This window comes from Nocardioides sp. QY071 (genome assembly GCF_029961765.1).
Lineage (GTDB): Bacteria > Actinomycetota > Actinomycetes > Propionibacteriales > Nocardioidaceae > Nocardioides.
Genome location: NZ_CP124681.1, coordinates 5411535 through 5429490, shown reverse-complemented (window position 1 = coordinate 5429490; position 17956 = coordinate 5411535). Strand labels below are relative to the sequence as shown.

Genomic DNA, 17956 nt, shown 5'->3' with positions numbered 1-17956 from the left:
ATGCTGTGCGGATGAGGCTCCTGGTTCTCGGCGGCACCCAGTTCCTGTCCCGCGCGGTCGCGTCCGAGGCGGTGCGCCGCGGGCACGACGTGGTGTGCGCCAACCGGGGGCGGTCCGGCACGGTGCCACCGGGTGTGACGACGGTGCGCTGGGACCGCGACGAGCAGGCGCCGGCCGAGCTCACCGACGGTGATCCGTACGACGCCGTGGTCGACGTGGCGCGCACCCCCTCCCACGTGCGGCGTGCCCTGGCCGCCGCACCTGAGGACGCGCACTGGGTGTTCGTCTCCACCATCTCGGTCTACGCCGACGACGCCGACCCCGCGGGCCCCGGCCAGGGGAGGCTCCGGGACGCGATCGCCGACGACCTGGACCCGATGGCCAGCGTCGAGAACTACGGCGGGATGAAGGTCGCCTGCGAGCGCCTCGTCCTCGACGCGTCACCCGGTGCGGCCGTCGTGCGCCCGGGCCTGATCGTCGGGCCAGGCGACCCGAGCGGCCGGTTCGCGTACTGGGCGCGCCGCTCCACCGCGACCGGCGAGGTGCTCGCGCCCGGCGACCCGCAGGACCTCGTGCAGGTGATCGACGTCCGTGACCTCGCCGCCTGGGTCGTCACCCTGGCCGAGGACCGCACCGGCGGGACGTACGACGCCGTCGGCCCCGCGCAGCCGATCGCGGACCTCCTCGCCGCCGCCCTGCCCGACGCCGACCTGGTCTGGGTCGCCCAGGACTTCCTCGAGGCCGAGGGCGTCGAGGCCTGGTCCGGGCCCGACAGCATCCCGCTCTGGCTCCCGCGCCCGGCGTACGACGGCATGCTGGCCCACGACGCCGCTGCCGCCCTGGCGGCGGGCCTGCAGCCGCGGGCGGTCGGCGCCACGACCCGCGACACCCGGGCCTGGCTGGACGCCGATCCCGCGGCGCGGATCACGGGGATCACCACCGAGCGGGAGGCCGACCTCCTGGCCCGGTGGCGGGCTCGACGGTGACCGGCGACCGGTTCCGCTCCCCCCGTCCCGAGGACCTCGACGCAGCGGCCCGGCACCTCTACGACACCATCACCTCCGGGCCACGGGCCTCGGGCGACCAGCCGTTCCCGCTGGCGGCACCGGACGGCTCGCTGCACGGCCCGTTCGGTCCGATGCTGCTGCAGCCCGGTGTCGGCTCGGCGTTGCAGGACCTCGGGGCCGCGATCCGCTACCGGGGCCACCTCAGCGACCGCGAGCGCGAGATCGCGATCCTCGCCGTGGCCGCCGCCACCGGCTCGGCGTTCGAGGCCTGGGCGCACGAGCGGGTGGCCGCGACGATCGGGATGGAGCCGGACGAGCTCGCGGCGATCGCCGGCGGCACCTTCGCCGGCGTCGGGGAGCGGGAGCGCTGGTGCGGCGAGGTCCCCGGCCGGCTGGTGCGCGAGCGGGCACTGTCCGATGCCGAGTTCGCGGCGGCTGCGGCGGCCCTGGGCGAGGCCGACCTCCTCGAGCTCGTCGTGCTGGTCGGCTACTACTCCACGCTCGCGCTGGTGATGGACGTCTTCGGTGTGGGGCCGCCCGACGATTCGCCCGCGACGGACCACTAGCATCGCCCGGTGCTTCGCATCGCCACCGCCAACATCAACGGCATCCGTGCTGCCCACCGACGCGGCTTCGGCGACTGGCTGGCCACCCGCGGGTGCGATGTCGTCACGCTGCAGGAGGTGCGCTGCCCGGTCGCCGCGCTGCCCGAGGGCGCGTTCGGCGACTACCAGGTGGCGTATGACGCGGGGGAGGTCGCCGGGCGCAACGGCGTCGCCGTACTGACCCGGGAGCCGGCCGCCGCGGTCCGCAGCTGGTCGGTGCCGGACCCCGAGCGGCCGCTGCACCGCGCGCTGCGCAAGCACGCGACGGAGGGGCGCTACGTCGAGGTCGACCTGGCCGACGTACCCCTCACCGTGGCGAGCCTCTACCTCCCCAAGGGCGGCCTGCCCGCGCACCTGCAAGACCCCAAGCGGATGCGGGAGGCGCCCGACGGCGGGGCGAAGTACGACCGCAAGATGGCGTTCATGGCCGGCTTCGCCCGCCACCTCGCGACTGCCCGCAAGGCCGCGGCGGCGCAGGGCCGGGAGTTCCTGCTCACCGGGGACCTCAACGTGGCGCACCAGAAGCTCGACGTCGCCGCCTACAAGCGCAGCAACCAGACGGAGGGCTTCCTGCCCGAGGAGCGGGCCTGGCTGGCCGCGCAGCTCTCACCGCGCACGCTCGTGGACGTGGTGCGGCACCTGCACCCGGACACGGCCGGGCCGTACTCCTGGTGGAGCTGGCTCGGCCGGGCCTACGACGAGGACCGGGGGTGGCGCATCGACTACCACCTCGCGACCCCGCGGCTCGCCCGCGCGGCCGTGTCCGCGGTCGTCGACCGGGACCACCTCGGAGTCCGGATGAGCGACCACGCCCCGGTGGTCGTCGACTACGACCTCAGCTGACCTGGCGCTCTCAGCTGACCCGGCGCTCGCCGGCGATCGGTACGACGGCCACCGCGAGCAGGGGGAGCGCCGCCGCGAGGGCGTACGACGCGCCGTAGCCCCAGGCGGTGATGGTCAGCCCCGCGACGGGCGGCACGGCGACGGCGGCGAGGTGCTGGGCGGTGTTCTGCAGGCCGAGGGCGCGGCCGGACCAGAACGGCCCGGCCCGCTCGGCGACGGCGGTGAAGGCGAGCCCGTTGTCGGCCACGGTGACGGCGGACGCGACGACGAGCAGCCCGACCGCCAGCGCCGTCACCGGCCCGGACCCGTCGGCTCCCGCGGCGGCAAGGCCGAGCAGCGCCATGGTGGCGGCGGCGAGGAAGGCGACCGCGCGCATCGGCCGCATCCGGCTGCCGACCAGGTCGGAGGCCCAGCCTGCGCCGATCCGGGCAGCGGCGCCGGCGACCTGGGTGCCGGCGACGACCAGGCCGGCGATGCCGGGCGACCAGCCGAGGTCGTCGACCAGCCAGGTCAGGCCGAAGGTCCAGACCAGGAACTGCGGGACGACGAGCAGCACCGAGGCGGCGTGGATCCGGGCGAGGTAGCGGTCCTCCCGGTAGGGGTTCGCGACGGCGACGCCCGCGGCCGCGGCAGGCCGGGGCGGGTCGAGGACGACGAGCGCGACGAGGACCGCGACGAGGACGGCGGCCGCGGTCGGTACCCACAGGGCGGGGCCGATGCCGTGGTGGTGGGCGATGACGGCGACCGTGCCGGCGGCGATCCCGACGCCGAGCGGCTGCCCGGTCTGCCGGATCCCCATCGCGATCCCCCGCCGCTCGGGCGGGAACCAGCCGACGACGACGCGGCCCGAGGCGGAGTTGGTCGCCGCCGCACCGATGCCGGCGAAGCCGAGCGCGGCGGCCATCGGCCACGGTGAGGCCAGCGCGGCCGCGGCGCCGCCGCCGGCCGCCGTGACCAGCAGGCCGGCCAGCAGCGCGAACCGCTCGCCGCGGCGGTCGACCACGAGGCCCCAGAGCACGAGGGTGAACATCATCCCGGTCATCGACGCCGACGCGACCAGCCCGGCCTCGGCCAGGCTCATCCCGTAGCCGCCCTCCGCGACGGGGCGGTGCAGCTCGGGGATGAGGAAGCTCGGTGCGGTCACCATCGCGGCCGTCGCGGCCTGGGCCCCGGTGCCGGCGGCCAGCATCGCCCAGCGCCGGGCGGCGGAGACCGTCCGCGCCTGCGTCGGGGACGGGGCGGCGGTGGAGGTCACCGGACCAGTCAAGCACCAGTGTCCATGGAATGAGACAGGGATCTCGTGATATGAGACGTGATGGGGACCGGGCGAGTCGGGCTCTACCGAATTCTGGGGACGTCGTCCGACAACCCTCCACCTGCGTCGCGTCGTCCCCGACGCTGGACATCCGGCGCGTCTGGGGGGCGCGCCGGACCACAGGAGGGACCGCGCATGAACCAGCTGAGCCCGCAAGCCCTCGACGACCTCACCGACCTCGTCGGTGCCGCGCTCGAGAGCCCCGTCCGGTTGCTGCCGCAGCCGGGCCCGCCGGGGGAGACCCAGTGCCACGTGTACGACGAGCAGGCGCGCCGGGTCGCCGTCGTGCGGTGGGCCGACGACGACACCGGGTCCCGGCGGCTGCTCGACGGTGCCGGCGCGCTGGCGACGCTGGAGGCGCACCACCGCAACAGCCGCCTGGTCGCGCCCCGCCTGCTCGCCCTGACCACCTGGTCCGGGCGCCCGCTGCTGGTCCAGGAGTGGTGCGCGTCGCCGTACCCCGGCCGGGTGCCGACCCGTCCGGCGCGCTACGACGCGGAGCGGGTGGTGGTCGAGCTCGCCACGATCGCGGACCTCGACCACTCCTACGCCGGTGGCCTGCGGACCCGGCTCCAGGACCTGCCGGCCTCGGCGTTCGGGGACCAGCTGCTCGCGGCGCTCGACCAGCTCGGCAACCGCCACGACCTCGACGCGCTGCCCCGCGGCGCCTGGCACGGCAGCTGGTCGCGCCGCACCGTCGCGGCCGGCCCGCACGGAACGGTGCTGGTGCGGGAGTGGGACCGCTATGGCCTGAACCGGCCCATCGGCTTCGACGCGCTGCACTTCCGCCTCGACGAGCTGCGCGGCGAGCTGCGCTGGTACGGCGCCGGCACCGCTCTGGTCGAGGAGGCGCCGCGGATCCTGGCCCGATGGCACGGCCGGGTGGTCGGCGAGGCCCGGTGCGTCGCCCGGCTGCTCCTGCTCGAGCTCGCCGCCCGCGAGCTTGCCGAGGTGGGCCCGGGCCGGGCCCCGGTCTCGTGGGTCGCGGACTGGATCGCGCCGACGCTGTTCAGCGCCTGACCGGCCGGCCTGCGCCGACCGGGGTCTGAACGCGCCCGACTTCGGGCATCGTTGTCGGTGTGGAGGTCGACGCATCGCTGACCCGCACCCTGCAGCTCCTCGCCGAGGGCGTGATCGAGTTCGCGGGGTTCCGCGTGGCTGCCGTCAGCCTGGCCCTCGACGGCCTGCTGCACACGGTGGCCGTGGTCGGCGACGACACCGCCGCCGCCCAGCTGCTCGACCAGCGCACCCCCGTCGAGCTCCTCGAGCGCGAGCTCGCCAACGCCGACGTGTGGGGCGCGCTGCACTTCGTCCCGGCCGACCGCTCCGGCGGCCACCTCGACGAGCACCTGTGGGTGCCCGACGTCGCACCTCTCGACGACCCGGACGCGTGGGACTCCCGCGACCTGCTCTGCGGGCTGCTCCACGACCACGCCGGACAGCTGCGGGGCGTGCTGTGGGTCGACCTGCCCGATGACGGTCGCCGGCCCGGCGCAGAGCAGCGGGCGACGCTGCAGATGTACGTCCGCCTCGCCGAGCGGGCGCTCGTCACCGCGCTGGAGCGCGACGACCTCGAGCTGCGCGTCGAGCACGAGCACGCGGTCGCCGAGTACCGCCGCAGCATCATCGACGTGCTCTCCCACGAGCTGCGCGGTACGGCGGCCGCGATCGCGCACACCATCGACTCGCTGCGCGGCGAGTCGGGCCTCGGCGACTCCGTGACCGCCGGGCTGGACGTCGTGCACGGAGGCGTGGAGCGGCTGCGGTCGGTCGTCGACGACATGGCCGCGCTCGCCAAGCTCGGGCGGACCGACGTACCGCTGCGCTCGCTCACCACCGACCTCGGCCGAGTGGCCCGCGAGGCGGTCGCGCTGCACGCCGCCGAGGCCCGCCGGCGGGACGTGACGGTGGTCGTCGAGGTGGTCGACGAGCCCACGCTGCAGGGCGATCCCGAGGACCTCGACCGGATGGTGGCCAACCTGGTGTCCAACGCGGTCAAGTACTCCGAGCCGGGCGGCCGGGTCCTGGTCCGCGTCGTCGCCGGGCCGGCGGGCGTGGTGCTGACGGTCAGCGACGTCGGCATCGGGATCGACGCCGCCGACCGTGAGCGGGTCTTCGAGGAGTTCTTCCGATCCCGCCGGCACGCCGTACGCCGCCGCCCCGGTGCCGGCCTCGGCCTGGCGATCGTGCACCGCGTCGTGACCCTGCACGGCGGCGTGGTCCGGGTCGACTCCGAGCCCGGCGAGGGCGCCACCTTCACCGTCGAGCTGCCCCGGGCGGGCGCCGTACCGCAGGCCGGCTGATCACGTGCCCAGCCGGCTACGGGTCGTGATCGTCGAGGACCACGCGCTGTTCGCGCAGTCCCTCGACTTCGCGCTGACCCGCGAGGACCACGACGTGCGGGTCCTCACGCCCGACGACTTCGCCTCGCCGGCCGCACTCCTCGCCCGGGTCCGCGAGCTCCGGCCGCGGATCGTGCTGCTCGACCTCGACCTCGGGCCCCTCGGCGACGGCCGCCTGCTCATCGCCCCGCTCGCCCGCGCCGGGGTCCCGGTCCTCGTCCTCACGGCGACCACCGACCGGGTGCGGTGGGGCGAGTGCCTCGCCGCGGGCGCGCGTCGGGTGCTGTCGAAGGCGGGCTCCCTCGACGCCGTGCTCGCCGTGATCACCTCCCTGGCGCGCGGCGGGCCGGTGATGGACGAGACCGAGCGCGCCGAGCTGATCGCCCTCGCCCGCGAGAACGGCAAGGAGCACCGGGAGATCCGGGTGCGGTTCGAGCGGCTCACCCCGCGCGAGGCCGTGGTGCTCGGGCACCTGATGCGCGGCGAGACCGTCCACGACATCGCGGCCGCGTTCGTCGTGTCCGAGAGCACCGTACGGACGCAGGTGAAGCGGATCCTCGCCAAGCTGGAGGTGTCCTCCCAGCTCGCCGCCGTCGGGCTCGCCAACCGGGTCGGGTGGAGGCCACCGGCTGCATGAGTCCCCGGCCGACCGGGGACTCATGCAGCCTCTCAGTCCCCGCTCGGCACGATCGCCGAGATCACCGTCCCGTCGGCGCGCTGGATCCCGGCGGGGTACGGCGGCTCGCCGTCCAGGCGCGGACCCTGGTCCTCGAGCGGGACGACCACGGGATCACCCGGCCCGACCTTCACCAGCTGTCCCCGCACCGCGAAGGTGACCGGCCCGGTCCCGTGCTCGACGCACAGCTCCAGCTCGGCCGGCCGGACCGTGACCCGGACCCGGGTGCCGTGCAGGGTGACCCGGAAGACCAGCGACGACCACGACGCAGGCAGCCGCGGGTCGAGCTGCCACTGCTGGTCGCCGGCCCCGGAGCCGCGGTCGCGGAAGCCGCCGAAGCCACTGACCAGGGCGCTCCAGACGCCACCGGTCGAGGCGACGTGGACGCCGTCCGCGGTGTTGTTGTGGCGGTCGGCGAGGTCGACGAAGAGCGCGGCGTGGAAGTAGCGCACCGCGAGGTCCGAGTAGCCGACCTCGGCGGCGACGATCGACTGCACCACCGCGGACAGGGTGGAGTCACCGGTGGTGATCGGGTCGTAGTACTCGAAGTCGGCCTGCTTCTGGTCTGCGGTGAACTCCTCGCCCTGCAGGTAGAGCGCGAGCACGACGTCGGCCTGCTTGAGCACCTGGAACCGGTAGATCACCAGTGGGTGGTAGTGCAGCAGCAGGGGCCGCTTGTCGAGCGGGGTGTTCTCCAGGTCCCACATCTCGCGCTCGAGGAAGTGGGCGTCCTGCGGGTGGATGCCGAGGAAGGAGTCGAACGGGATCGACATCCCGTCGGCGCACTCGGCCCACTCGTCCGGCTCGTCCGCGGTCAGTCCGGTACGACGCACCAGGTCGTCGTACGCCTCCGGGGCGTCGCGCTGCAGCTCCCACACCGCGCGCGCGGCACGGCGCAGGTTGAATCGCGCGAGCACGTTCGTGTACAGGTTGTCGTTGACGACGGTCGTGTACTCGTCGGGCCCGGTGACGCCGTGGATGTGGAAGGTGCGCCGCGACTCGTCGCGCCAGAACCCGAGGTCGGCCCACATCCGGGCGGTCTCGATGAAGATGTCGACCGCCTCCCGGGCGAGGAACTCCTCGTCACCGGTGGCGCCGACGTACTGGCTCAGGGCGTAGGCGATATCCGCGTCGATGTGGTACTGCGCGGTGCCGGCCGCGTAGTAGGCGGACGCCTCCTGGCCGCTGATCGTGCGCCACGGGAAGAGTGCGCCCTTCTGGGACAGCTCGCGGGCCCGCGCGCGGGCGCTGTCGAGCAGGTTGTAGCGGAAGCGCAGCGCGTTCCGCGCCGCCCACGGCATCGTGTAGGTGAGGAACGGCATCACGTAGATCTCGGTGTCCCAGAAGTAGTGGCCGCCGTACCCGGAGCCGCTCACCCCCTTGGCGGCGATGCCCTGGCCCTCCGCGCGCGCCGAGGCCTGCAGGATCGAGAAGAGGTTCCACCGGATCGCCTGCTGCAGGGCCGGCTGGCCGGGGACCTCGACGTCCGCGCGCGCCCAGAAGGCCTTGAGCCAGGCCTCCTGCGCGGCGTACTGGTGGGCCACGCCCTCCTCGCGGGTGCGGGCCAGGGTGCGCTCGCAGCGGTCGATCAGCTCGCGCGGCGGCACCGTCTCCGCGGTGTGGAAGGACACCAGCTTGGTCAGCTTCACGGGTACGTCGGGCTCGGCCGCGACCCGGTAGATCGCCTTGGCGAGGTCGTCCTCGGCGTGCACCTCCAGGGAGTACGGCGACGCCGTCTCCAGCAGGTGGTCAGCGACCACGCCGAGCGTCATCCCGCTCTGCGCCGCCCGGTAGCCGAGCGAGAGCCGGCCGGTGACCTGGCTCGCCGCCTTGATCCGCGGCTCCAGCACCCGGCGGTCGAACGCCTCGGCGCGGCGCGGGTCCGCCGTACCACCGCCGCTCTGGTCGAGCGGACCGGCCTCGCGCTGCTCGTCCTGCCGGTTGACCAGCTGGGAGGAGATCGCCAGGGACGCGCGCTGGTCGAGCAGGGTGACCTCGAAGGTGAGCACCGCGAGGTGACGCTGCTCGAGCGGCACCATCCGGGTGCTGCGCACCCGCACCCGCTTGCCACCGGGCGTGCGCCAGAGCAGGTCGCGGGTGAGCACGCCGGTGCGGAAGTCCAGCGCCCGCTCGTACTCGATCAGGTCGGCGACCGAGATCTGCAGCGGCTCGTCGTCGACGTAGAGCCGGATCACCTTGGGGTCCGGCACGTTGACGATGGTCTGCCCGATCCGCGCGAAGCCGTAGGCCTCCTCGGCGTGGGAGATCGGCCAGGTCTCGTGGAAGCCGTTGATGAAGGTGCCGTCGAGGTGCGCGTCGCGGCTCTCGGAGTAGTTGCCGCGCAGGCCGAGGTAGCCGTTGCCGACGGTGAACAGCGACTCGGTGGTGCCGAGGTCACTGCCGTCGAACCGGGTCTCGACCAGCCGCCACTCGTCGACGGGGAACCGGCTGCGGTCGAGCGGGTCGCCGGCGGGCGGTGCCTTGTGGGACGGGCCCTCCGGTGCGTTCATGACTGCTCCTCCGCGGTGTCGGCCTGGACCAGGTCGGCGAGGTCGGGTACGACGAGGTGGGCGCCCGCCGCCGTCAGCGCGTCGACCCCCGCGCCGCGGTCGACCCCGATGACGAGGCCGAACTCACCCGCGTGCCCGGCGGCGACGCCGTTGATCGCGTCCTCCAGCACGACCGACCGGGCGTTCGTCGCGCCCAGCGCGGTGGCGGCGTGGGTGAAGGTGTCCGGCGCGGGCTTGCCGCGCAGGCCGAGCTCGGCGGCCAGACCGCCGTGCATGATCAACGCGAAGTAGTCGGTCAGCCCGGCCGCGGCGACCACTGCGGGCGCGTTGCGCGACGACGACACCACCGCCATCGGCTTGCCGGCCTCGTGCAGCTCCACGATCAGCGCCACCGAGCCGGGGTAGGCCGCGACGCCCTCCGAGCCGAGGATCTGGTTGAACGACTCGTTCTTCCGGTTGCCCAGCCCGCACACGGTCTCCGCCGTCGGCGGGTCGTCCGGCGTGCCCTCCGGCAGGGTGATCCCGCGGGAGGCGACGAAGGAGCGGACCCCGTCGTAGCGGGGCTTCCCGTCGACGTAGGTGAAGTAGTCCTGCTCGGTGTACGGCGGGTACGCGACGTGGTCAGCCGCGGACCGCGCGGTGAGGAACGAGGTGAACATCGCCGCCCACGCGTGCATGTGGACCTCGGCCGTCGGTGTCACCACCCCGTCGAGGTCGAACAGCACGGCATCCCACGCATCCCAGTCCACAGGTGTCCGAGGCACCCGAACAGGCTAACGGGGCGGACCTCAGGGTCGGGTCAGGGACGCGATCCGGGTCACACCGGATATGTCGAGCCGTCTCGTCTGATGGAATACGGCTCATGCGCATCCCCCTCTTCGACTCGCTGCTCCGGCCTGTCCTGGACCCCGTGCTGGGTCCCGCCAAGCAGCGGATCGGCATCTGGCTGCTCAACCGGACCATGCGCAACGGCATCGACCTGCGCAAGCTTCGCTTCCTTCCGGACGCGTTCACGCTCCCGCTGCGCCGTGACGGGCTCGACCCCGTGCCCGAGCTCGTGAAGGCGCAGGCCGACGAGCCGGTCAAGAAGCTCGCCGACCTGTTCGGCAAGGGCGTGTGGATGGTCAGCGGGTACGACGAGGCGCGCGAGGTGCTCGCCGGCGGCGCCGAGGTGTGGTCCAACGACCTCGGGCAGTTCGTGTCCCAGGAGGGCCGCTCCGACGAGGAGCAGATCGGCGGCCTCGGCATGACCGACCCCCCGCTGCACACCGCGCTGCGGCGCTACCTGACCCCCGAGTTCACGATGCGCCGCCTCGCCCGGCTGCAGCCCGGCATCGAGGCGATCGTCGAGCAGCGGCTGGACGCGATGGCCGAGGCCGGCCGCGACGGGCGTCCGGTCGACATGGTCGAGGAGTTCGCGTTCGCCGTACCGTTCGACGTCATCTGCGACCTGCTCGGCCTCCCGGTCGACGACCGGGCTCGGTTCCTGGAGCTCGGCGTGGCCCGCTTCGACCTCACCGAGGGCGGCGCCGGCGCGTTCGGGGCGGCCGCGCACACCCGCGAGTTCCTGATCAACGCCGTGCGCGAGCAGCGGGCGAACCCGGGCGACGGCCTGATCGGCGCGCTGCTGCAGGAGCATGGCGACGAGCTCGACGACGTCACCCTCGGCGGCATCGCCGACGGCGTGTTCCTCGGCGGCTACGAGACCTCCGCATCGATGCTGGCGCTGGGCGCCTACCTGATCGCGACCACCCCGAAGGCCGGCGAGATGCTGCGCTCGGAGAACGCCGAGCAGGTCAACCAGGTCGTCGAGGAGCTGCTGCGTCACCTGTGCGTGGTCCAGCTCGCCTTCCTGCGCTTCGCCAAGCAGGACGTGGTCGTCGGTGGCGTGCAGATCAAGGAGGGCGACGCGGTCGGCGTCTCCCTGCTCGCCGCCAACCGCGACCCGCGGCTGGCCCCCGGCCTCGACGAGTTCGACCCGTCCCGCGAGCCGACCCGGCACCTGGCCTTCGGGTGGGGCATGCACCGGTGCGTCGGCGCCGAGCTGGCCCGGATGGAGCTGCGGACCGCGCTGCGGATGCTCGCCGAGCGGTTCCCGGACCTCACCATGGCCGCGGACATCTCCGAGCTCGACTTCCGCAAGCTGTCGGCGGTCTACGGCGTCGAGGCGCTGCCGGTGCTCACCGGCGGCGACCGTGTGGCCAGTGGGCGCGCCTAGACACGAAACATCGGGGCTAGCGGCTCGTGGTGAGCCGGTAGCGCCGTACGGACAGCGGGGCGAAGACCGCGATGATCGCCACCACCCAGATCAGCGTGTAGGCGACCGGGTGCTGCAGTGACCAGGCGTCCGAGCCGGGGCCGACGCCGGTGTTGCCGAACAGGTCGCGGCTGGCCTGGGTGACCGCGGAGACCGGGTTCCACTCGACGACCGGCTTGAGCACCTTGTTGAACGACGCGGTCGGCACGAACGCGTTGGAGACGAAGGTCAGCGGCATGATCACGATGAACGAGGCGTTGTTGATGACCTCGACGCTGGGCACCATCAGGCCGACCCACGCCATCACCCAGCTGATCGCGTAGCCGAAGACGAGGAGCAGCGCGAAGCCGGCGATCGCGTCGACGAAGCCCTCCCGGATCCGCCAGCCGACGAGCAGCCCGGTCAGCGCCATGATCACCAGCGAGAGCACGTTGTAGACGACGTCGGAGGACGTGCGCCCGACCAGCACCGCGGAGCTGGACATCGGCAGCGACCGGAACCGGTCGATGATGCCCTTCTGCATGTCCTCGGCGAGGCCCGCACCGGTGAAGGTCGCGCCGAACACGATGGTCTGGCCGAAGATCCCGGCGATCAGCCACTCGCGGTAGTTGACGCCGGGGGTCTCGATCGCGCCGCCGAACACGTAGGCGAAGAGCAGCACGAACATGATCGGGCTGATCAGCACGAAGACCAGGATCTCGGGCACCCGCACGATCTTGATCAGGTTGCGCTGGGCGACCACCCAGCCGTCGCTCGCGGCCTGGGTCAGGGTGCTCACTGCTCGACCTCCGTGGTCTCGGTGCCGTCATGGCTGTCATGCCCGGTCAGGGTGAGGAAGACGTCGTCGAGGGTGGGGCGGCGCAGCCCGACGTCGAGGACCTTGACCGCGTCGCGCTCGAAGCCCTGCAGCACACGCAGCAGGTCGCCCGCGGCCTCGTCGCCGACGGCCGCGGCGAGCTCGCGCCCGCCGCCGGTGACCTGCACCTCGCCGACCGCGACCTGGTCGAGCACCCGGGCGGCGGCCTCGGTGTCGGCGGCGCTGGTGAGAACGACCTCGATCCGTTGGCCGCCGGTCTGCGCCTTGAGCTCGTCGGCCGTGCCGTGGGCGATCTGGCGGCCGTGGTCGATCACCACGATGTCGTCGGCCAGCACGTCGGCCTCCTCGAGGTACTGCGTCGTCAGCAGCAGCGTCGCGCCGTCGGCCACGAGCTCGCGGATCACGTCCCACATCAGCTGCCGGCTGCGCGGGTCGAGCCCGGTGGTCGGCTCGTCGAGCACGATCACCGGCGGCGCCGCGACCAGGGCGCAAGCGAGGTCCAGGCGCCGGCGCTGGCCGCCGGAGTAGGTCTTGGTCGGGCGGCTCGCGAACTCGGTGAGGTCGAAGCGCTCGAGCAGCTCGCCCGCCCGGGCCCGGGCCGGTCCGCGGCCGAGGTGGTAGAGCCGGCCGATCATCACGAGGTTCTCGGCGGCGGTGAGGTGCTCGTCGACGGCGGCGTACTGCCCCGACAGCCCGATCCTCGCCTTGGCCGCGGAGGGGTCCGCCAGCACGTCGACGCCGGCGACCCGGATCTCGCCGGCGTCGGGTCGCAGCAGCGTCGTCAGGCAGCGCACCGCGGTGGTCTTGCCGGCGCCGTTGGGCCCGAGCAGCGCCAGCACCTTCCCCTCCGGCACGGCCAGGTCGAGGCCGGCCAGGGCCTCGACGTCCTGGTAGCGCTTGACCAGTCCGGTCGCGCTGATCATCGGTTCGCTCATCGCCGTCCCTGCGTGTCGTCGTACCCGTGTCGGTGTGCTTCGACCGTAGGGACCGCCACCGACAGCCGAACTCATCGTCGGTGAGGCAAGGCTGGGCGATCCTAGGCAAGGCTTCCTTTTCTGGAATCGTTCCAGAAAAGATGTCAGGCTGGGTCCACCGACATCCACTCGAAGGGAGCACCACCCGTGGCCACCACCGTGACCCGTCACCGCTCGACCCAGCACGTCTCCCACCCCGCGTTCCGCGCCGACGCGGCCCTCGCCGGACACCTCCAGCGGGTCCTCGTCGACCTCAACGACCTCGCCCTCCAGGGCAAGCAGGCGCACTGGAACGCGGTCGGCCCGAACTTCCGCGACCTGCACCTGCAGCTCGACGAGATCGTCGACGCCGCCCGGGAGTTCACCGACGCCGTCGCCGAGCGGATGCGTGCGCTGTACGTCGTCCCCGACGGCACCTCGGCCCGCACCGCCGCCCAGTCCAGCCTCCCCGCCTTCCCGGGTGGCGAGGTCGCGACCGGTGAGGCCATCGACGCGATCGTCGCCTCGATCTACGCCGTCACCGGCACCGTCCGTGAGGTCCACGACGCCGTCGACGCCGCGGACCCGACCACGGCCGACCTGCTGCACACGATCCTCGACCGGCTCGAGCAGCTGGCCTGGCTGACCGACGCCGAGCGTCGCGCGCCCGAGGGGTCGGTGCCGGAGGCGATCATCGCCTGAGCCTCCCCGCGCGACCAGATCGTTCGATCGAACGGTTCGAGCGGGTTGTTGTAGCAAGAAGTCCCCCAAGCCGTTCGATCGAACGGTTTGGCGGCACTGGACAGATCGGCCAACTTGTCTCACGCTTGTGGCATGTCGGCTGAACTGTCCCAGGGCTACCGGCCGGGCGGCGGCGCGGCGTGGCGCGACCCCTGGGCGTCCTACGCCTGGCTGCGCGACCACGACCCGGTCCACCACGTGGTGCCGCGGCGACACCCCGAGCACGACCACTACGTCCTGTCGCGGCACGCCGACGTGCTGGCGGCGGCGGTGGACGTGGCGACGTACTCCAGCACCGGCGGCCTGACCGTGGAGTACGACGAGCTCGAGCGGATCGGGCTGGTCGACAACCCGCCGTTCGTGATGACCGACCCGCCCGTCCACACGACCTTCCGCCGGCTGGTGGCGCGCGGGTTCACGCCGCGCCAGGTGCGCGACCTCGAGCCCGTGGTGCGGGCGTTCGCCGCCGACCGGCTGGACGCGCTGCGCGCGGCCGGCGGCGGCGACGTCGTGGCCGAGCTGTTCAAGCCGCTGCCGAGCCTGGTCGTCGGGCACTACCTCGGCGTGCCGGTCGAGGACCAGCCACGGTTTGACGACTGGAGCAGCGCGATCGTCGCGGCCAACGTCGCGGGCGAGGGCGTGCTGGCGGCGGCCGAGGCGGCGAGCGCGACGACGGAGCTGATGACGTACTTCGCCGACCTCGTCGAGCGCCGCCGCAGCGCGCCCGGCGAGGACACCGTCTCCCAGCTGGTCATGGCGCGGACGGACCTGCTCGAGATCCTCGCGTTCGTGTTCACCATGGTCGCGGGTGGCAACGACACCTCCACCGGCGCTCTCGGCGGCGCGGCCCAGCTGCTCGCCGCACACCCCGACCAGCGCGCCCTCCTCGCCCGCGACCCCGGGCTGGTCCCGGACGCCGTCGAGGAGTTCCTGCGGCTCACCTCCCCGGTCCAGGGCCTGGCCCGCACGACCACCCGCGACGTCGAGCTGCGCGGGGTGCACATCCCGGCGGGACGCAAGGTGCTGCTGCTGTACGGCGCCGGCAACCGCGACCCGCGCAGGTACGGACCGGACGCCGAGCTCCTCGACGTACGCCGCCGCCCGAGCCAGGTGCTCAGCTTCGGCCAGGGCCACCACCACTGCCTGGGCGCGGCCGCCGCGCGGCTGCAGATCACCGTCGCCCTGGAGGAGCTGCTCGCCCGGATCCCCGACTTCACGATCGACGAGGACGCGGTCACGTGGGCGCCCGGGCCGTACGTCCGCCGTCCGCTCTCGGTTCCGCTGGTGGTCTCGTGAGCTGGGTCGACCGTCGTACGCCGGCGGTGGAGCGGATCCTCGACGCGGCCGGCGGGCTCTTCGCCGAGCGCGGCGTCGACGCGGTCGCGATGGGCGAGATCGCCGTCGCCGCAGGCTGCTCGCGGGCGACTCTCTACCGCTACTTCCCCGACCGGCCCGCCCTCCAGCTGGCGTTCGTGCAGCGCGAGGCGGTCCGGGTCGGGGCCTCGGTCGCCGCCGAGGCGCCCGCCACCGTGACCGACGGCGTCCTCGCGACGCTGCGCCACGTCCGGGCGGCACCGGCGCTGGCGGCCTGGTTCCGCGAGCCTGACGCCGCCCGGACAGCGGACCTCGCCCAGGGCTCGGAGGTCGTCCAGGCGCTCGGGCTCACCATGGCGCCGGACCCGGAGGCCGCCCGCTGGCTCGTGCGGGTGATCGTCTCGCTCCTCACCGTCCCCGGCGGCGACGTGGCCGAGGAACGGCGGCTGGTCGAGCGGTTCGTCGCACCGGTGATCGCCCTGACCTCCCCCTGACCCGTCCCCGGTCGGGCCCTGAGCCTCCCCTTCGCGGCGTCGGTCGCCGCCTACGGTGGGGCGCGTGGGAGCACTCGTCTGGGCGTACACCGCCGCGATGACCCTCGTCCTGGCTGCCGGCCTCGGGGCGGTGATCCGCCGCATCCTCGGCGCCCGGGTGGGTTGGCTGCGCACCTTGCTGGTGGCCTGGATCGCGCTGCTGGTGGGCGTTCCGATCACCGGCAAGCTCGCTGTGGAGGCCGGCGTCGGCACCGAGGCCGGGAGGCTGACCACGTCCCAGGGCACCGCGGTCGCGTTCCTGCTGGTCGCCTGCCTGTGGGTCTTCGCGGCCGCGCTCGCCGTCGTGATGCTGCTCGAGGTGCTGGTCCCGTCGGGCACGGTGCCCGGGCCGCGCGAGGCTGTCGGCCGGTTCCGCGCGTGGCTGCGGCGGACGCGTCGCTACGTCCAGATCGGCCGTGCCGCCACCGGTTCCGGGCTCGGCACGGTGCTGCGCCGCGGTCCCGGGTCGGCCTCCTTCGGGCCCGCCCTCGCGTCGGTGTTCAACGAGTCGGGCGTCACCTTCGTCAAGCTCGGCCAGATCCTCGCCACCCGCGACGACCTGCTGCCCGCCGAGACCACGCGCGCGCTCGCGACCCTGCAGTCCGATGCGGATCCGGAGCCGTACGCCGCCGTGGCCGCCACCATCGAGGCCGACCTCGGTGACCGGCCGGACATCCTGTTCGCCGCCTTCGACACCTCGCCGCTCGCTGCGGCGTCGGTGGCCCAGGTGCACACCGCGACCCTGCACGACGGCCGGGAGGTCGTGGTCAAGGTGCAGCGCAGCAAGGCCCGCCGGCAGGTCGAGGTCGACACCGACATCCTGGTGCGCCTGGCCCGGACCGCCGAGCAGCGCTGGCCGTGGGCGCGCGACATGGCGGTGTCGCGGCTCGCCGCCGGCCTCGCGCAGTCGCTGCGCGAGGAGCTCGACTACCGGATCGAGGCGGGCAACACCGACGCCGGCGCGGCCACGCTGCGCGATCGCCCCGACATCGTGGTCCCGGCCGTCGACACCGCGCTCAGCACCCGCCGCGTCCTGGTGATGGACCGGCTGCACGGCACCCCGCTCTCGGCGGGGGAGCCGGCTGTCGCCGCCCTGTCCGCCGAGCGCCGGGTCGAGCTCGCCGACACCCTGATCGGCGCGCTGCTCGACACCGTCTTCGTCGCCGGCGTCTTCCACGCCGACCTGCACCCGGGCAACATCCTGGTCCTCGACGACGGGCGGATCGGGCTGCTCGACTTCGGCGCCGTCGGCATCCTCGACAGCGAGACCCGGCAGCTGCTCGCCCTGCTGCTGTTCGCGATCCTCAGCGACGACGCGGTGTCCGCGGTCGACGCGCTGACCCTGGCGTTCGACGTACCCGACCACCTGGACGTCCCGCTCCTGCGTCGCGAGCTGGGCCGCGAGATCGCCGCCCTCCAGCTGCAGTCCACGATCGGCGGGGACACCTTCACCCGGATCTTCGCGGTGCTGCGCCGCCACGGCATCGGCGTACCCGGCGACGTGGCCGCGGCCTTCCGTACCCTCACCTCGGTCGAGGCCGCGATCACCCTGCTCGACCCCGGCAGCAGCCTGCTCCGGTCGGCCCGCTCCCAGCTGCCCGCGCTGATGCGTCGCCTGGCCGGGCCGAAGCGGGTCGCCGCCCAGGCCGTCAGCCAGGCCGGCGTCGTCGCCGCCATCGCCCGCCGCCTGCCCGAGCGCGTCGAGCACCTCACCAGCGCCCTCGGCGAGGGGACCTTCACCGTCCGGACCCGCGCCTTCGGCGACGCCGACGACCGCGCCTGGCTGCGCGACCAGGTCAACAACGGCCTGGCCGCCGCCTTCGGCATCACCGCCTGCATCCTCGCCGTCGTCCTCGGCCTGAACGGCGGCGGGCCCCGGCTGACCGAGGAGCTCTCGCTCTTCGGCCTGTTGGGGCTCGCGCTCGGGTTCTGCGGGGTGACGCTGGCGCTGCGGGTGGTCGTGCGGCTGTTCCAGCGCCGGGAGTGACGCGTCTGGTGCCCGGTCGGCTGTAACACGCTGTCCAGCGGACAACCTGACGATTC

At 73.6% G+C, this 17956-nt stretch carries 16 protein-coding genes; 11 read left to right on the top strand and 5 right to left on the bottom strand.

Annotated elements, in window-relative coordinates; all coding sequences use genetic code 11:
- Positions 1-11 precede the first annotated feature (11 nt).
- The 3 genes from QI633_RS26050 to QI633_RS26040 are packed head-to-tail and all read left to right on the top strand — an operon-like array spanning position 12 to position 2455.
- The gene (locus tag QI633_RS26050; RefSeq protein WP_282427601.1) at positions 12-986 is read left to right on the top strand and encodes an NAD-dependent epimerase/dehydratase family protein; all 975 of its coding nucleotides are present in this window, start codon (positions 12-14) and stop codon (positions 984-986) included.
- Complete coding sequence (locus tag QI633_RS26045) at positions 968-1573, top strand: carboxymuconolactone decarboxylase family protein (protein WP_282427600.1); 606 nt, start codon at positions 968-970, stop codon at positions 1571-1573. Before QI633_RS26050 ends, QI633_RS26045 begins: the two co-directional genes overlap by 19 nt.
- 9 nt (positions 1574-1582) lie before the next feature.
- Complete coding sequence (locus QI633_RS26040) at positions 1583-2455, top strand: exodeoxyribonuclease III (RefSeq protein WP_282427599.1); 873 nt, start codon at positions 1583-1585, stop codon at positions 2453-2455.
- Between the two features lie 10 nt (positions 2456-2465).
- Here QI633_RS26040 and QI633_RS26035 read toward each other — a convergent pair whose 3' ends face one another.
- A complete protein-coding gene (locus tag QI633_RS26035; protein ID WP_282427598.1) occupies positions 2466-3710 on the bottom strand; it encodes an MFS transporter in 1245 nt (414 codons plus the stop codon).
- A 195-nt stretch (positions 3711-3905) separates the two neighbouring features.
- Between QI633_RS26035 and QI633_RS26030 the strand changes: the two genes are divergently transcribed.
- The 3 genes from QI633_RS26030 to QI633_RS26020 are packed head-to-tail and all read left to right on the top strand — an operon-like array spanning position 3906 to position 6749.
- Positions 3906-4790 carry a hypothetical protein gene (locus QI633_RS26030; protein ID WP_282427597.1) on the top strand — a complete coding sequence of 295 codons (885 nt, stop codon included), beginning with the start codon at positions 3906-3908 and terminating at the stop codon, positions 4788-4790.
- 59 nt (positions 4791-4849) lie between these two features.
- Entirely contained in the window at positions 4850-6073 is a 1224-nt protein-coding gene (locus tag QI633_RS26025) for a HAMP domain-containing sensor histidine kinase (RefSeq protein ID WP_282427596.1), read from the top strand.
- Positions 6074-6098: 25 nt separating this feature from the next.
- Positions 6099-6749: a response regulator transcription factor gene (locus tag QI633_RS26020; RefSeq protein WP_282427595.1), complete on the top strand. Its 651-nt coding sequence runs from the start codon at positions 6099-6101 to the stop codon at positions 6747-6749.
- Positions 6750-6781: 32 nt separating this feature from the next.
- Here the strand turns inward: QI633_RS26020 and QI633_RS26015 are convergent, their stop codons facing one another.
- Together QI633_RS26015 and QI633_RS26010 are read right to left on the bottom strand one after the other, a co-directional pair.
- On the bottom strand, positions 6782-9298 hold the full coding sequence (locus QI633_RS26015; RefSeq protein ID WP_282427594.1) for a glycosyl hydrolase family 65 protein: 2517 nt from the start codon (positions 9296-9298) through the stop codon (positions 6782-6784).
- A complete protein-coding gene (locus tag QI633_RS26010; protein ID WP_282427593.1) occupies positions 9295-10062 on the bottom strand; it encodes an HAD family hydrolase in 768 nt (255 codons plus the stop codon). The genes QI633_RS26015 and QI633_RS26010 overlap by 4 nt, the downstream gene beginning before the upstream one ends.
- Positions 10063-10160: 98 nt before the next feature.
- On the opposite strand from QI633_RS26010, the gene QI633_RS26005 reads away from it, so the two are divergent.
- Positions 10161-11516, top strand: coding sequence for a cytochrome P450 (locus QI633_RS26005; RefSeq protein WP_282427592.1), 1356 nt, complete (start codon positions 10161-10163; stop codon positions 11514-11516).
- Between the two features lie 16 nt (positions 11517-11532).
- On the opposite strand, the gene QI633_RS26000 is transcribed toward QI633_RS26005, so the two are convergent.
- Both QI633_RS26000 and QI633_RS25995 read right to left on the bottom strand, forming a co-directional pair.
- Entirely contained in the window at positions 11533-12333 is an 801-nt protein-coding gene (locus QI633_RS26000; RefSeq protein WP_282427591.1) for an ABC transporter permease, read from the bottom strand.
- A complete protein-coding gene (locus QI633_RS25995) occupies positions 12330-13307 on the bottom strand; it encodes an ATP-binding cassette domain-containing protein (protein ID WP_222117703.1) in 978 nt (325 codons plus the stop codon). Before QI633_RS25995 ends, QI633_RS26000 begins: the two co-directional genes overlap by 4 nt.
- A gap of 186 nt (positions 13308-13493) precedes the next feature.
- On the opposite strand from QI633_RS25995, the gene QI633_RS25990 reads away from it, so the two are divergent.
- From QI633_RS25990 to QI633_RS25975, 4 genes are all read left to right on the top strand, one after another.
- Entirely contained in the window at positions 13494-14027 is a 534-nt protein-coding gene (locus tag QI633_RS25990) for a DNA starvation/stationary phase protection protein (RefSeq protein ID WP_282427590.1), read from the top strand.
- 132 nt (positions 14028-14159) lie between these two features.
- Positions 14160-15362: a cytochrome P450 gene (locus tag QI633_RS25985; RefSeq protein ID WP_282427589.1), complete on the top strand. Its 1203-nt coding sequence runs from the start codon at positions 14160-14162 to the stop codon at positions 15360-15362.
- Complete coding sequence (locus QI633_RS25980) at positions 15359-15874, top strand: TetR/AcrR family transcriptional regulator (RefSeq protein ID WP_282427588.1); 516 nt, start codon at positions 15359-15361, stop codon at positions 15872-15874. The genes QI633_RS25985 and QI633_RS25980 overlap by 4 nt, the downstream gene beginning before the upstream one ends.
- A gap of 64 nt (positions 15875-15938) precedes the next feature.
- A complete protein-coding gene (locus QI633_RS25975; protein ID WP_282427587.1) occupies positions 15939-17900 on the top strand; it encodes an AarF/UbiB family protein in 1962 nt (653 codons plus the stop codon).
- Positions 17901-17956 lie beyond the last annotated feature (56 nt).

Bases quoted from the DNA above. Each gene is read 5' to 3' on its own strand.
- QI633_RS26050 (WP_282427601.1), top strand. From the start codon at position 12: ATGAGGCTCCTGGTTCTCGGCGGCACCCAGTTCCTGTCCCGCGCGGTC.
- QI633_RS26030 (WP_282427597.1), top strand. From the start codon at position 3,906: ATGAACCAGCTGAGCCCGCAAGCCCTCGACGACCTCACCGACCTCGTC.
- QI633_RS26015 (WP_282427594.1), bottom strand. From the start codon at position 9,298: ATGAACGCACCGGAGGGCCCGTCCCACAAGGCACCGCCCGCCGGCGAC.
- QI633_RS26005 (WP_282427592.1), top strand. From the start codon at position 10,161: ATGCGCATCCCCCTCTTCGACTCGCTGCTCCGGCCTGTCCTGGACCCC.
- QI633_RS25995 (WP_222117703.1), bottom strand. From the start codon at position 13,307: ATGAGCGAACCGATGATCAGCGCGACCGGACTGGTCAAGCGCTACCAG.
- QI633_RS25985 (WP_282427589.1), top strand. From the start codon at position 14,160: ATGTCGGCTGAACTGTCCCAGGGCTACCGGCCGGGCGGCGGCGCGGCG.